Origin of the sequence: uncultured Brevundimonas sp. (assembly GCF_947305955.1) — a bacterium.
Taxonomy (GTDB): Bacteria; Pseudomonadota; Alphaproteobacteria; order Caulobacterales; family Caulobacteraceae; genus Brevundimonas.
The window spans coordinates 16,520-30,572 of record NZ_CAMZFB010000037.1; the positions used below are offsets into that span (position 1 = coordinate 16,520).

Consider the following 14,053-nt stretch of genomic DNA (forward strand, 5'->3'; position numbering starts at 1 on the left):
ACAGATAAGACAGGGATTAATTGCCGGACAGCTCCGCACATCGGAACCAAAACATACCGTTTTGTGTTAGCTTCGGATGCTATCCTCAACCAATATTCGCACTTTTTCCGTTGCCAGCGCGGTTATCCTGCTACTGGCCGGATTTGCCATCGTCTTTCCGCAATCCGCAGCGGCCATATTCGATCTGGCCCAAGGCTGGACCATCGAGAATTTCGGCTGGTTCTATGTCACCGCCGTCGTTGTTTTCTTCGTTTTAATGTTGTGGCTGGCCATCGGACCGATGGGGCGGCTGAAACTGGGGCCGGACGATTCCGAGCCGGACTTCCCTTTTATCTCGTGGGTGGCGATGCTGTTCGCGGCGGGGATGGGGATCGGCCTGATGTATTTCGGCGTGGCCGAGCCCGTGCAGCACTATATCGCCCCGCCCGAGGCCGAGCCCGGAACCATGGGGGCCGCGCGCGAAGCCATGGCCATCACCTATACCCACTGGGGCCTGCATGGTTGGTCCATCTATGGGCTGGTGGGTCTGGCGCTGGGCTATTTCGCACACCGCAAGGGATTGCCACTGGCCATGCGGTCGGTCTTCCACCCCTTGATCGGCGACCGGATCTATGGACCGTGGGGTGACCTGATCGACATTTTCGCCATCTGCGGCACCCTGTTCGGCATCTCCACCTCTCTGGGTCTGGGGGTCAGCCAGATCGTCAGCGGGCTGAGCCTGCTGTTCGGCATTCCGAATACGCCGCTGGTGCAGGTGCTGCTGATCTTCGTCGTGGTAGGTCTGGCGACGGTGTCGGTTCTGTCGGGCGTGGGCAAGGGCGTGCGCCGTCTGTCGGAGCTGAACCTCATACTCGCCATCTGCCTGATGCTGTTCATCCTGCTCGCGGGTCCGACGCTGTTCCTGATCCGCGCCTATGTGCAGAATTTCGGCCTGTATCTGGACCATTTCGTCATCCGCAGCTTCCAACTCTATGCCTATGAGCCGAGAGCGTGGCTGGCGGACTGGACGCTGTTTTACTGGGCGTGGTGGATCGCATGGTCGCCGTTCGTGGGCATGTTCATCGCCCGCATCTCGCGCGGGCGCACCGTGCGCGAGTTCATCATCAGCGTACTGACCGTGCCGACCGCCTTCACCTTCCTCTGGATGACGGTTTTCGGCAACTCGGCCATGGCGCTGGATATGGGCGTGGCACAGGGCGCGATTTCCGCCGCCGTGCAGAGCGACCTGTCGACGGCCCTGTTCAAATTCCTCGAATACTTCCCCTGGCCGATGGTCACGTCGGGCCTCGCCATCGCGCTGGTCATGGTTTTCTTCGTGACCTCGGCGGATTCCGGCGCGCTGATACTGGCCAATCTGTCGGCGAAATCGACCGAGGACGATGACGCGCCCGGCTGGTTGCGGGTCTATTGGGCCGTGCTTCTGGCGCTGGTGTCATCGGCGCTTCTGATCGCGGGCGGACTGTCGGCTCTGCAGACGGCGACACTGGTGGCGGCCCTGCCGTTTGCGGTCATCCTGCTGCTGACGGGCGCGGGCCTGATCCGTCAGATGAATGCCGACCTGCGCGGCGAGGTGATCGAACAGGCCGCCCCGCATCTGGGTGCGCGGTTGCGCTTCATCTTCGCCCCCGCCACCCGCGCCCAGATCGAGCGGCAGATCACCCAAAGCGCCCTGCCCGCCCTTCAGGAGGTACATGACGCCCTGAGCGCCAATGCCGAACTGGCGCGGCTGGACACCACCGACGAGGCGGTGTCGCTGGGCATCGACACCGAAAAGGGACGCCCGTTCCACTATCGGGTAACGGCGGGATCACGCCCGCGCCCTGCCCTCACCGCCGCCGAGGCGCGCCGCAACCGCCGCGAGGTGGAATGGCGGATGATGGTGTCCAGCAGCGACGGCAAACGCCCGCGCGACATCACCGGCTTCACCCGCGAGCAGGTGGTGGGTGATGTGCTGGAACACCTGCACCGCTGGCGGGCCAATCTGTAACGGCAGGACGGCGGGGATGACCCGCCGTCCGCTCTTGGCCTGAGGAGGGGAACAGGGTTAGCTTCGCCCCGACCGTTCATGCCGGAGTGACCATGATCCCTCATCTTTCCCGTCGTGCCGCACTGTTGAGTGGCGGGGCCGTGGCCCTTGCCGGACGCCCCGCGCTGGCACGAACCGCCGCCAATGACGATGCCTCGCTGGCCGAGGCCTTCGATGCCTATGTGAAGCGCTGCATGGCCGCATGGCCCGACCAGCCTGCTGTCGGCGTGGCCCTGGTGAAGGACGGCGAAACCCTGCTGGCCAAGAGCTATGGCACGCGGATCATGGGCCGCTATGCCCCCGCGGACGAGACGACCCTGTTCGCCATCGCCTCCAACTCCAAGAACGTCACGGCGGCCTGCCTCGGCATTCTGGTGGACGAGGGCAAGGTGAAATGGGACGAACCCATCAAGACCTATATCCCCGAGTTCACCCTGTCCGATCCGGTGATCGCCGAGCGGATCACCGTGCGCGATACCCTGTCGCACCGTGCGGGCTTTGGTCTGGGCGCAGGCGACCTTCTGTTCTGGCCCAACAGCGACCGCACCCGCGCCGATGTGCTGCGTCAGGCCGCCTTCGTCCCGATCGAGGACGGGTTCCGCGCCAACTACCACTATTGCAACCTGATGTTCGTGGTGACCGGTGCCGTGATCGAGCGCGTGTCGGGCCTGACGTGGGAAGACTTTGTCCAGACCCGCATCTTCAACCCGCTGGCCATGACCGACAGCGTGCCGCTGGCCCGTCTGGCCGATCCGGCCAAATCGGCCCTGCCGCACGCCCGCGTCGGGCCACCCCTGCGCTATCAGGGCGACATGACCCAGATCGCGCAATCCATCGCCGAGGTCTGGAACTGGGACAATGCCGCCGCTGCCGGCGGCATCTGCGCCAGCCCGCGTGACTGGGCCAAATGGATGGCGCTGCGCCTGAACAACGGCCAGATAGCCGACGGCACCCGCCTGTTCTCCGAGGCTGTGGCGCGCGAGATGTACAAGCCGAACATCCTCGTCTCCAACTCCGAAGGCCCGACGGCGGCCCTGCCGAACCGCGCCATCGCCTCGACCTATGCCATGGGTCTGCAGGTTCAGGATTACCGCGGAGAGCGCATCGCCACCCACGGCGGCGGCTCGCCGGGTGGTATCTCCTCGACCGTGCTGATCACCGGCCGCAAGATCGGGTTCAGCGTCTTCACCAATGCCGAGGAAAGCGCTCTGCTGCGCGCCCTGCGTTCGGGCCTGACCGACATCGCCATGGGCAAGGTGGACATCGACTGGATCGCCGACTCCAAACGCATCGAGGCCGAGGGGATCGAGAAATCCCTGAAGGCCGCCGCCGAGATCGACGCCAAACAGGCCGCAGGCAAACGTCCCTCGCTGCGCCTACCCGCCTATGCCGGAACGTGGCGCGATCCGTGGTACGGCGACATCGTCATCAGCGAAAAGACCGAAGGCACGGGCCGCAACCGCAAGTCCGGCCTGTGGGTCAGCTTTACCCATACGCCCGCGCTCAAGGGCTGGCTGGAGCCGTACGACGGCGAGACCTTCCGCACCCGCTTCCCCGACAAGCGCGAGGAGGATGCCTTCTTCACCTTCGAGATCGAGAACGGACAGCCGGTCCGCGCCACGCTCAAGGGTGTGTCGCCGGATATCGACTTCTCCTACGACTACCAGAACCTGCGGCTGGCCAAGGTCGGCTGATAAGGAAAGGGCCGGATCAGATGATCCGGCCCTTTTTATTGGCGGTCACTGCGCTTGCCCGCCTCGAGGATGGGCATGCCCGCCTCGGTCGGGATGTAGATGGTCTGGCGACCGTCCTTGCCTGCGGTTTCCTGCAGCATGTTGATGTAGGACCAGCGCAGGTAGTTTTCCGGTCCGCCCAGAGCCTCGGCCATGATGCGGTTAGCCTCATTGGCACCCTTGGCACGCTCGATTTCAGCCTGCGCGGTCAGCTTGGCGGAATCGAGGGCGGCCTGTGCTTCCAGCACGCGGATGCGTCGGTTCTGTACCGCCTCTTCATAGGCGGCGCGGCCCTGCATCTGTTTGGAATAGACGTTGTAGGTCGGCAGGCCGACAAGAACGATCGCAGCGATCACGACGACGCCGATGATGCTCCAGATCGTGGCCTTTGCGCCGATCGTGGTGGGCGTGGTGGACAATGGCCCCTCCTCATAAAACTAGGAACCACACTTGGGCACCACAGTGCCCCAAGTCAACGCGACGCCGGAACCAGTTCCAGTATATCGAGATTGGATTCCGCGCGCGGCCACGGGGTGACAAGGCGCCAGCGCTGCTCGCCAATGCGTTCGAGCACGGCCACAACGTCGCGGTCATGCCGCTGACCATAGGCGGGAGCAGAGGTCTCGTTGGACAGGGCCATAGAGCCCAGCAGGACGCTGTGGGTCTGGCTTTCCGGATAGAAGGTGCCGTGCTGGCGCTGGGAGCCCGTCAGCTTGACCAGCGTCTGTCCCTGCGCCGTTTGCTGGATGCGGCAGTTGAACCAGCCATAGACGACAAAGCCCAGGCCATCGTTCGACTGGCTGCCCAGTTTGACGGTGCGGCAACGATAGAGGCCGTTCGGAATGGACGGGTCGTTGAGCGCGGCCTCGGGACGGATCAGGTCGCCTAGAGCTTCCAGATTGCCGCTGCCGTCCATGAACAGGGCCTGTTCCAGCGACACCTCCCACGCCTCGGCGCGGCGGGCATAGCGTTCACGGTCGGCATTTGTGATGACACTGCGCCAATCGGGCAGGACCGTCACATCGGCGGGCGGTGCGGGCGGAGGCGGTGGCGGGGGTGGCGCGACTTCGGCGACGGACGTTCTGACAGTTTCACAGGCTGACAGCGACAGTGCAACCAAGGCACCGAGCAGACACGATCCGAAAAGCTTACCGGAAGCTGATAACCGCACGCGACTCTCCCGAAGCGGCACCGAAATCGGGTGCCTTCAGAACGATGCTAGCGTCAAATCACCGCCAACCCAAGCCGTTAGCCCCGTTCGCGTATCTTTGTTGGCCGTCCGCGCTGGTTGGCGGCTGAGGGCGGGCGATCCATCATGCGGGCATTGAGGCAGAAGGCCGTCGGGAAAACCAGTTCGACAACCACCCCTTCGCCGCGGTGGAAGCCGATCACCTGTACCGCACCCATCTGTTCGATACGGGCGGTCAGGGCGCATAGCAGGCGATGGTGTTCACTGCCCTGCCACGCGACGGCATCGACGCCGTCACCGCCACTGCTGTCGCTGATGCTGAGGCGCAGTCCGGCGGGGCCGAACTGGCTGTCGACAATAACCGCTCCACCCTGCCCTGCCGCTTTCAACGACGCCGAGATGATCTCGGCCAGCACGGCGCCCAGATGGGCGGGATCACATAGGAGCAGGGTCTTGTCCCAGCGATAGCAACGCAACAGGTCGGCCCCTTGCAGGAAGGCAAAGTCGTCCAGCCCTTTGCAGACCGAGCGGATGACGGCAGTCGGGTCGCAGACCTGCGTCGGCAGGGCGGGCATTGCGGCATCGTCGTCACCGACGGCCTGACGGATCGCCGAGGCCAGACGATGGATTTCTGCCATTAAAATACCGAGCGGGTGGGATGAGCCGGGGGAAGCCATGACAACACCTTGAGGTTTGTCTCAGTCATCGCCCGAGAAACGGAAGTTTCAGTTACCGGAACGGCACGGAAAAACCCGCAGTCGCTAGGACTGCGGGTCTGCAATATTCCGGCAATGGACTGACGGATCAGTCTTCGCTGGCGGCCTCGGCAGGCTTGCGGCGCGGGGCGCGGCGACGCGGAGCGGGAGCGGCTTCGCCCTCTTCCTCGATCGCCACCGGACGTTTGACAAAGCCCGGCAGGGACTGGGCGTCACGCGACAGTTCCTCGCCGCCTTCGGTCGCCTCGGTCGCGGCCTCGGTGTTCTCGGCACGCGTGCGACGGCGTTGGCGCACCGGAGCCTCGGCCATCGGTTCAGCAGCCGGAGCGGCTTCGGCAGTTTCGGCGGTAGCCTCTACCGGCTCGTCACCGTTGGCTTGTTCGTTGCCTTCGCCGTTTTCAAAGCGGCGGTTACGCTCTTCACGACGGCGCTCCCAACGTTCGCGGCGCGTTTCACGACGACCACCCTCGCGGGATTCAAGCTCGGGTTCCGGCTCGCCGCGTTCGGCGCGCTCGGCACGTTCACGCTCGCGCTGGGCTTCGCGCTCGGCGCGCTCGGCCTGACGGCGGGCTTCTTCTTCGGCGCGGCGCTCTTCGGCCTGTTGGGCGGCGATGATGGCAGCGGCCTGTGCGCCGGACTCGTCTTCGAAATCGATATCGAAGCCTTGGCCGACCTGCTCGCGCTGGGCGATTTCACTGACCGAACGCAGCGGCTGCAGCGCGCGCAGAACGCGGAAATAGTGCTCGGCGTGCTGGGTGTAGTTTTCGGCCAGAACGCGGTCACCGGCAGCGGCCGCATCGCGGGCCAGCTGCATGTAGCGCTCATAAACCGTCTGGGCATTACCGCGAACCTTGATGTTCTCGGGACCTTGCGAGTCCCACGAACGGTTCGGGTTGGTTGCATTGGCGTTGTTGCCACCGCTCGGCTTGCGATTGCGGCCGCGCTGACGCTTCATGCCCTTGAAATCTCTCATCGGGGTACCGTGCTGGTGCGGGTTTGCCTGTGGGTGACAGGCGGGCCCAAGTCCTGATTGCGCACTAACGGGGCCTATCCCCGTGCGATCTGTTCGGAAAAAATCTGCCGCCCTGTGGTCCGCTGTGCCTTGTGAGCGCAGCCATCACATGCCTGACGCACGGCGAAGGGCGTATGCAGCCGTATTCGCAATGTTCAGGTGGGAGACAGACACGACTTAGCGCGTGTCAGACGGCTTTGCCAAGGCCATAAATGCAAAAAGCGGCGACAAGCCCAATGCTTGCCGCCGCTTCAGAGCAATATTTTGTCAGGCTTTAGGTCTGGGGACGCGGCGTGGTGCGCGGGTCCGGACCGTTGGTGACCACACGGTCGCGGTCGCCCAGATCCTTGACCACCTTCACATCGGTAAAGCCGGCCTGCTCGAACAGGGCCTTGACCTGCGGGCCCTGATCCCAGCCGATCTCGAAGGCGAAGATGCCGCCGTCGCGCAGGATGCGCTTCGTCTCGGGGGCCAGAATACGGTACGGGTCCAGACCGTCCTCGCCGCCGTCCAGCGCGATCAGCGGATCGTGCTCGCGCACTTCCGGATCCAGCTTGGCGATGTCGGCCGAGGGGATATAGGGCGGGTTCGACACCACCAGATCATAGCTGTTGTCGGCCAGCCCCTCGGTCCAGTTGGCGTGGGCGAAGCTGCAGCGGCTGTCGAGCGACAGGGTGGCAGCGTTTTCGCGGGCCACAACCAGCGCCTCGTTCGACACATCGACACCCAGACCGCGTGCGCCTGCGCGCTCGGCCAGTGCCGCCAGCAGGATGGCACCCGAACCGGTGCCCAGATCGACCATTTCAAAGGCCTGTTCCGGACCGAAAGCGAGGGTGACGATGTCGAGGATGACCTCGGTGTCGGCACGCGGGCTGAGGACGTCCGGCGTCACATTGAGCATGATCTTCCAGAAGCCCTTGCGGCCCAGAATCTTGGAGACCGGCTCGCGCTTCAGGCGGCGCTGGACCAGTTCTTCCAGCTTGGCCAGCTGCTCGGGCGTGACGGCCCGATAAGGATCGGTCAGAATATCGACACGGCCGGCACCGGTTGCCGCTTCCAGCAGGATGCGGGCATCAATAGAGGGGCTGTCCAGTCCAGCGTCTTTGAAGCGGGCCTGGGCCTGCTTCCACGTGGTCAGAAGCGTGGCAGAAGAGGACGGATTGGGAGAGGTCGCGGTCATGCGGATTGATTGGGGTTTATGCCCGACGTTTTCAAGGCGGAACGGGTTACAGAGCGGGCCGTTGTGAACCGCCATGGGTAAAAAGAAAACCTCGTCGATGTCTCGTGACCTTCTGGACACGATCTCAAAGTCCCTGTCGGGTGCCGCATCCCGCAACAAGGGCGGCAAGGGCATGCCGGTGTGGCTGCGCTATGCCGGTGCGGTCGCAGGCGGTCTGACCGCGGGGGCCACGGCGGCCCACCTGCTCTATTCGCAGGGCTACCGGATCGGTATCGATCTGCGCAAAACCAGACCCGAGGGCGTGTCGGATGACGACATGTCCCCCCAGGCCTTTGACCGCGCCGATCCCAAGCGCGGGCGACTGGCCACCAGCCCGCTGAAGATCCCCTACAAGGGCTGGGTCGATATCCTGTACCGGACGGGCGGCGGATTCTTTGGCGACCGCGTGTCGTTCGTGGCGGGCGGCGTGACCTTCTTCATGCTGCTGGCCCTGTTCCCGACGCTGGGTGCGTTCGTCACCATCTATGGCCTGTTCGCGAACCCTTCGGATGCGTGGGGACGGCTGGATTTCATCTATGAGATGCTGCCCGCCAATGTGTCCCAGTTCCTCGGCAACGAGATGACACGACTGGCCGGAGGATCGACCGGAGAGCTGACCTTTACCCTTGTGTGGACGCTGGCCCTGTCGCTTTGGGCGGCCAATGGCGGGGTGAAGACACTTTTTTACGGGCTGAACCTCGCCTATCACGAGGTCGAGAAGCGCAACATCTTCGTCTATAATCTGGTCTGTATGGCCGTCACCCTGACGTCCATCCTCGGCATCATGCTGACATCGGTTCTGGTCGTGGGTGTGCCGGTGGTCATTGCCTTGTTCGGCCTGCAGGAAGAGTGGGCGTTCCTGTCGCCGCTGCGCTGGCCGGTGCTGTTCATCATCTATATCGGCTGTCTGAACCTGCTTTACCGGATCGGGCCAAGCCGCCGATCGCCGCGCTGGCGCTGGCTGACGCCGGGAGCCACAGTGGCGGCTGTGCTCAGCGTTCTGGTGTCCTTGCTGTTCAGCTGGTTCCTGAGCAATTTCGTGCGCACGGACTCCTACGGTCCGCTGTCGGCGGCCATGGGTTTCCTGCTGTGGACCTGGATTTCGCTGCAGGTCGTGCTGATGGGCGCGCGCCTGAACGCCGAGATCGAGCACCAGACCGCCATGGACACCACCGTCGGGCCGGACAAGCCAATGGGCGAGCGCGGAGCCATCATGGCCGATAGCGTGGGGGCACGGCGCGGCACGCCCGCCGCCCTCGCCTTTACCCTGCGCTATGCCGAAAGCCTTGGCTCCAAGGTCGCCAAGCGCAAGAAACGCAGGCGTTAGGCGAACTCGGCCTCGAGGTCGGCCAGACGGGCGGCCTGGTCCTCGGCGATCAGGGCGTTCAGCATCGGATCGAGATCGCCCTCGAGGATTTGCGGCAGGGAGTGCAGCGTCAGGCCGATGCGGTGATCGGTCACGCGCCCTTGCGGGAAATTATAGGTGCGGATGCGCTCCGAACGGTCGCCCGAGCCAACCTGTGATTTGCGCGCATCCGAACGGGCGGCGTCCTTGGCCTGACGCTGCATGTCGTACAGACGGATACGCAGGTTCTTCATCGCCTTGTCGCGGTTCACGTGCTGCGACTTTTCCGACGAGGTCACGACAATGCCGGTCGGCAAGTGGGTGATCCGCACAGCGGAGTCGGTCTTGTTGACGTGCTGGCCACCGGCACCGGAGGAACGATAGGTGTCGATGCGGATGTCCTGATCGCGGATTTCGATCTCCACGTCCTCGACTTCCGGCAGGACGGCGACGGTCGCGGCCGAGGTGTGGATACGACCACCGGCCTCGGTCGCGGGCACGCGCTGGACGCGGTGGACGCCTGACTCGAACTTCAGGCGGCCGAACACGCCCTCGCCCGTGATGGTGGCGATGATTTCCTTATAGCCGCCCGCCTCGCCTTCGGTGGCGCTGTCGATCTCGACACGCCAGCCGATGCTGGAGGCATAGCGCGAATACATGCGGAACAGGTCGCCCGCGAACAGGGCCGCCTCGTCCCCGCCAGTACCGGCACGCACTTCCAGAACGGCAGAGGCCTTTTCATCGGCATCACGCGGGGCCAGCAGCAGGGCCACGTCGCGCTCCAGTTCCGGCAGGCGCTCTTTCAGCGTCTCCATTTCCTCGGCGGCCATATCGGCCATGTCCGGATCATCGGCCATGGCTTCCAAATCGGCCATTTCCTGACGCGCCTTGGCCAGTGCGGTGACGGCATCGGCCACCGGCTTCAGCTCGGCGTGCTCCTTGGACAGGCGCACGATCTCGGCACCATCGGTCGCAGCCCCCATCCGCGCTTCCACCTCGTGGAAACGGTCAAGAACCTGATCGAGACGGGCCTGGGGCAGTCGCAAGGATATACTCCGGTCAAATAGGGCGCGGCCTGAATACGCTGTAGCCGCCTGTGAAGTCCATGCCCGACCTCGGTCGCAGGGCCTCACAGCCATCTGGAGAAATTGTGATGGCACGTAACAAGCGCGTCAGGTCCATTTCCATCCGCCCTGTCGCACCCTAGCTCTAAAAGGTCGGAAGAGCCGCCCTCCCCACGGTGGCTGATCCGGCGACAGCTTGTGTAGGGGATGGTCCACCAAGGGTATGTTTTCAGCCTGTGCCGATTTGGTCGGCATAGCCCGTGCATGACCCTGCGTGCCTGTCCGCCTCTGCACTCAGGATTTAGGAGAGCCCATGACCCGCGAACCCCGGAACGTCCTTGTTGTCGAAGACGACGCAGACGCTGCAACCGCACTTACGGAAGCACTCGACGAGGCCGGACATCGCGTCATCGGCCCGTTCCACAGCGCTGAATCCGCCGAGGCCGCCACCGCCCTTCACCAGATTGATCTGGCGGTGCTGGACATCAACCTGTCAGGCGAGGCCAGCGGGATCGATCTGGCGCGCAGCCTGAAATCGCGCTGGGGCGTGCCGGTGATCTTCCTGTCGGGCGAAACGCTGACCGATCCGGCAGAGGTCGGATTGGCCAAGGCGACCATCTCCAAACCCTATTCTACGGCCGATGTGTTGAAGGCTGTGCAGGAACTGGAGCCGCTGCACTGAACAAGCGACGCTTACAGGCGTTGAGAACGGGCCCGATCATGCGGGTGCAGGGTTCAGGTCCGACACGGGAGTTCTGATGGAAACCTTCTTCATCTTTCTGCTGGTCGGCATATTGGCCCAGGCCGTCGATGGCGCGCTGGGCATGGCCTATGGGGTGATCTCATCGTCGGTTCTGCTGGCGCTGGGCGTGCCCCCTGCCACGGCCTCGGCCAGTGTCCATGCGGCCGAGGTCTTCACCACCGCCGCATCGGCCACCAGCCACGTCGCCCACCGCAATATCGACTGGCGGCTGTTCCTGCCCCTGACCATCGCCGGTGTGCTAGGCGGAATATTGGGGGCCTATGTCCTGTCGGGGATCGACGGGGACATCATCAAACCCTTCGTCATCCTCTATCTGGCCGTCATTGGTCTCTGGATTTTGTGGAAGGCGGGGCATGAGTTCAAACCGCGCAAGCTACCGCGCTGGGTTACCGCGCCGTTTGGCCTGATCGGCGGGTTTCTGGATGCTATAGGCGGTGGCGGCTGGGGACCGACCGTGACCTCGTCGATGATCGGTTCGGGTCAGGAGCCACGCAAGGCAATCGGCACCGTCAACACCGCCGAGTTCTTCCTGACGCTTGCCGTCTCGGCCACCTTTGTTTGGGCCTTGGTGACGGGCCACTGGGAAGAGGCTGGCGCGCTGGAAAACCATGCCGCCGCGGTGGGGGGTCTGGTCGTGGGCGGTCTGATCGCAGCGCCGTTTGCCGGACTGATCGTCAAGAAGGTGCCGCGCTCGGTCCTGACCTATGCGGTGGGTATCCTCTTGGTGGGGCTTGCCATTTTTCAGAGTGTGAACCTGTTCCTGAAATAAAAAAGGGAGCCGGACCGGCTCCCTTTCTTCTTATTTCGGGAAGGTGGCGACGAAGCTCTCGCGGGCCTCGATGGCCTGTTGGAAGGCTACCAGATTGGGGCGGCCCGTCTTCCAGTTATAGTCGGGATGGCGAAAGCCGATCCACGTCACGGCAATACCCGCCGTGATGGTGCCGATGTTGATGTTGTCCGCCGACAGGGTCTCGGCTTCAAGTGCATCAAGGGCGCGGCCCATATTGGTGGTCCAGCGGTCGATCCACATGGGGGAGCGCTCGCTTTCAGGGCGGCGCTTTTCCAGCACCAGTTTGACGCCCATTTCCAGCGCCTGATTGCCCAGCGTCTCCAGACGCTTCACGCGCAGCCACTCGGCAGAACCGGACGGGGGCAAGAGATCGTCACCCCCACCCAGACGGTCGAGATATTCGCAGATGACCGGACTGTCGTTCAGAGGCTCGCCGTCTTCGGCGATCAGGGTCGGGACCTGTACCACCGGATTGGTCGACAGCAGTTCCGGCGCATTGGCGTAGGGGTCCACCACCACTTCTTCGATCCTGTCGGACAGTCCCTTTTCGCGGGCGACAATGCGGACCTTGCGGGCAAAGGGCGAAGGGGTGGTGATGTAGAGTTTCATTCCAAGGCTCTGGCTAGATCAGCGCTGGGTCGGAGCGACACAGCGGTTATCACGGAATAGCGCCCATTCCTCGCATTGGCGACCGTCGTTGAACACGCATACGCCATATTGACCGCCGTCCGCCTGGGTGCGGATTTCAGTGCGGCCGCCGGCTTCACGACAGTGGACCGAGGCGGGGTTGGGCATGCCGATCAGCTGCGGCTCGTTCTTTTCCTGCGGGGCGCAGGCACCCAGCATGAGAAACGGCAGGGCTGCCAGCGTGGCGAGTGGAAGAAGGCGCATGACCGGAACTCCTTAGGTCGAGGAAGTGTCTGCGGCCTTTCGGGCCGCATCCAGTTCAGCGGCTTTCTCTTCAACCAGTTCCACAATGTGGTCGATCATCCCGTCATTCGCCTGTTTGTGGGCGATCTTGCCGTTCAAGTAAACCATGCCGGACCCTGCGCCACCGCCGGTGAAACCGACGTCGGTATAGAGGGCCTCGCCCGGGCCATTCACGACACAGCCGATGATCGACAGGCTCATCGGGGTGGCGATGTGGGCCAGCTTTTCCTCGAGGATGGCGACCGTCTCGATGACGTTGAAGCCCTGACGTGCGCAGGACGGGCAGGCAATGATGTTCACGCCGCGGTGGCGAAGGCCCAGCGACTTGAGGATATCGAAGCCAACCTTGATCTCTTCCACCGGATCGGCGGCCAGAGACACGCGGATGGTGTCACCGATACCGGCCCACAGCATGGAGCCCAGACCGATCGAGGATTTGATGGTGCCGGTGCGAAGCGGGCCGGCCTCGGTCACGCCAAGGTGCAGCGGACAGTCGATGGCCTCGGCCAGTTGCTGATAGGCGGCGACCGTCAGGAAGGGATCGGACGCCTTCACCGAGATCTTGAACTCGTGGAAGTCGTTGTCCTGAAGGATGCGGGCATGGTTCAGCGCGCTTTCCACCATGGCGTCGGGGCAAGGCTCGCCGTATTTTTCGAGCAGTTCGCGCTCCAGCGATCCGGCGTTCACGCCGATCCGCATGGAGCAGCCGTTGTCACGGGCGGCCTTGATGACTTCCTTCACGCGCTCGCTCGAGCCGATATTGCCCGGATTGATGCGCAAACAGGCGGCGCCTGCCTCGGCGGCTTCGATGCCGCGCTTGTAGTGGAAGTGGATGTCGGCCACGAGCGGCACCTTGGCCGCCTTGGCGATCGTCTTGAATGCCTCGGTCGACTCTACGTCCGGACAAGAGACGCGCACGATATCGGCACCCGCCTCTTCCAGCTGCCGGATTTGGTTGATCGTGGCATTGGCATCCGAGGTCGGGGTGTTGGTCATCGACTGGACGCTGATCGGGGCGTCACCACCGACAAGCACATTGCCGACGCGGATCTGGCGGCTCTTGCGACGCTCGATGTGGCGCCACGGGCGGACGTGGGTATGGTCTGACATGTCGGCCGATACATAGGACGGGCAGAGCCCCAAGACTATGCCCTATGTTTGAAGTTTCAGCGTAGACTTATGGTCTAACGCGTGGCGGGAGCCGTCGCCGGAGCCGGTGATGCAGCCGCGGGGGCCGGCGTGGTGGCGGCGACCTGCGCGGCGGCT

General features: G+C 63.8%; 14 protein-coding genes. 5 read left to right on the forward strand and 9 right to left on the reverse strand.

All coding sequences use genetic code 11. The annotated features are described in order from the left end of the window. Positions 1–76 precede the first annotated feature (76 nt). Both Q0Y42_RS10075 and Q0Y42_RS10080 read left to right on the forward strand, forming a co-directional pair. Entirely contained in the window at positions 77–1,987 is a 1,911-nt protein-coding gene (locus Q0Y42_RS10075; RefSeq protein ID WP_297803259.1) for a BCCT family transporter, read from the forward strand. Between the two features lie 92 nt (positions 1,988–2,079). Next, complete coding sequence (locus tag Q0Y42_RS10080; protein ID WP_297803261.1) at positions 2,080–3,720, forward strand: serine hydrolase; 1,641 nt, start codon at positions 2,080–2,082, stop codon at positions 3,718–3,720. A 35-nt stretch (positions 3,721–3,755) separates the two neighbouring features. On the opposite strand, the gene Q0Y42_RS10085 is transcribed toward Q0Y42_RS10080, so the two are convergent. From Q0Y42_RS10085 to prmC, 5 genes are all read right to left on the reverse strand, one after another. Beyond that, positions 3,756–4,178: a hypothetical protein gene (locus tag Q0Y42_RS10085; RefSeq protein ID WP_297803263.1), complete on the reverse strand. Its 423-nt coding sequence runs from the start codon at positions 4,176–4,178 to the stop codon at positions 3,756–3,758. A 53-nt stretch (positions 4,179–4,231) separates the two neighbouring features. Next, positions 4,232–4,930 (reverse strand): DUF4893 domain-containing protein, encoded by a 699-nt coding sequence (locus Q0Y42_RS10090; RefSeq protein ID WP_297803266.1) that lies wholly within the window; start codon positions 4,928–4,930, stop codon positions 4,232–4,234. A gap of 77 nt (positions 4,931–5,007) precedes the next feature. Beyond that, positions 5,008–5,586, reverse strand: a complete 579-nt coding sequence (locus Q0Y42_RS10095; protein ID WP_297803268.1) for a hypothetical protein — start codon at positions 5,584–5,586, stop codon at positions 5,008–5,010. A gap of 166 nt (positions 5,587–5,752) precedes the next feature. Next, positions 5,753–6,619, reverse strand: a complete 867-nt coding sequence (locus Q0Y42_RS10100; RefSeq protein WP_297803270.1) for a DUF4167 domain-containing protein — start codon at positions 6,617–6,619, stop codon at positions 5,753–5,755. A gap of 331 nt (positions 6,620–6,950) precedes the next feature. After that, a complete protein-coding gene (gene prmC, locus Q0Y42_RS10105) occupies positions 6,951–7,856 on the reverse strand; it encodes a peptide chain release factor N(5)-glutamine methyltransferase (RefSeq protein ID WP_297803272.1) in 906 nt (301 codons plus the stop codon). A 97-nt stretch (positions 7,857–7,953) separates the two neighbouring features. Here prmC and Q0Y42_RS10110 point away from each other — a divergent pair, with 97 nt between their 5' ends. Further along, positions 7,954–9,222: a YihY/virulence factor BrkB family protein gene (locus Q0Y42_RS10110; protein ID WP_297803274.1), complete on the forward strand. Its 1,269-nt coding sequence runs from the start codon at positions 7,954–7,956 to the stop codon at positions 9,220–9,222. Here Q0Y42_RS10110 and prfA read toward each other — a convergent pair. Then, a complete protein-coding gene (prfA, locus tag Q0Y42_RS10115) occupies positions 9,219–10,286 on the reverse strand; it encodes a peptide chain release factor 1 (protein ID WP_297803276.1) in 1,068 nt (355 codons plus the stop codon). The genes Q0Y42_RS10110 and prfA overlap by 4 nt on opposite strands. A 331-nt stretch (positions 10,287–10,617) precedes the next feature. Here prfA and Q0Y42_RS10120 point away from each other — a divergent pair, with 331 nt between their 5' ends. Then, the gene (locus tag Q0Y42_RS10120) at positions 10,618–10,986 is read left to right on the forward strand and encodes a response regulator (protein ID WP_297803278.1); all 369 of its coding nucleotides are present in this window, start codon (positions 10,618–10,620) and stop codon (positions 10,984–10,986) included. A 76-nt stretch (positions 10,987–11,062) separates the two neighbouring features. Beyond that, the gene (locus tag Q0Y42_RS10125; protein WP_297803280.1) at positions 11,063–11,836 is read left to right on the forward strand and encodes a sulfite exporter TauE/SafE family protein; all 774 of its coding nucleotides are present in this window, start codon (positions 11,063–11,065) and stop codon (positions 11,834–11,836) included. Between the two features lie 30 nt (positions 11,837–11,866). Here Q0Y42_RS10125 and Q0Y42_RS10130 read toward each other — a convergent pair whose 3' ends face one another. From Q0Y42_RS10130 to ispG, 3 genes are read right to left on the reverse strand one after another with little or no spacing between them, the layout of a single operon-like run. Then, on the reverse strand, positions 11,867–12,466 hold the full coding sequence (locus tag Q0Y42_RS10130) for a glutathione S-transferase N-terminal domain-containing protein (RefSeq protein ID WP_297803282.1): 600 nt from the start codon (positions 12,464–12,466) through the stop codon (positions 11,867–11,869). 18 nt (positions 12,467–12,484) lie between these two features. Then, on the reverse strand, positions 12,485–12,748 hold the full coding sequence (locus tag Q0Y42_RS10135; RefSeq protein WP_297803284.1) for a DUF333 domain-containing protein: 264 nt from the start codon (positions 12,746–12,748) through the stop codon (positions 12,485–12,487). A 12-nt stretch (positions 12,749–12,760) separates the two neighbouring features. Next, positions 12,761–13,897 (reverse strand): flavodoxin-dependent (E)-4-hydroxy-3-methylbut-2-enyl-diphosphate synthase, encoded by a 1,137-nt coding sequence (ispG, locus tag Q0Y42_RS10140; RefSeq protein WP_297803287.1) that lies wholly within the window; start codon positions 13,895–13,897, stop codon positions 12,761–12,763. Positions 13,898–14,053: the final 156 nt, after the last annotated feature.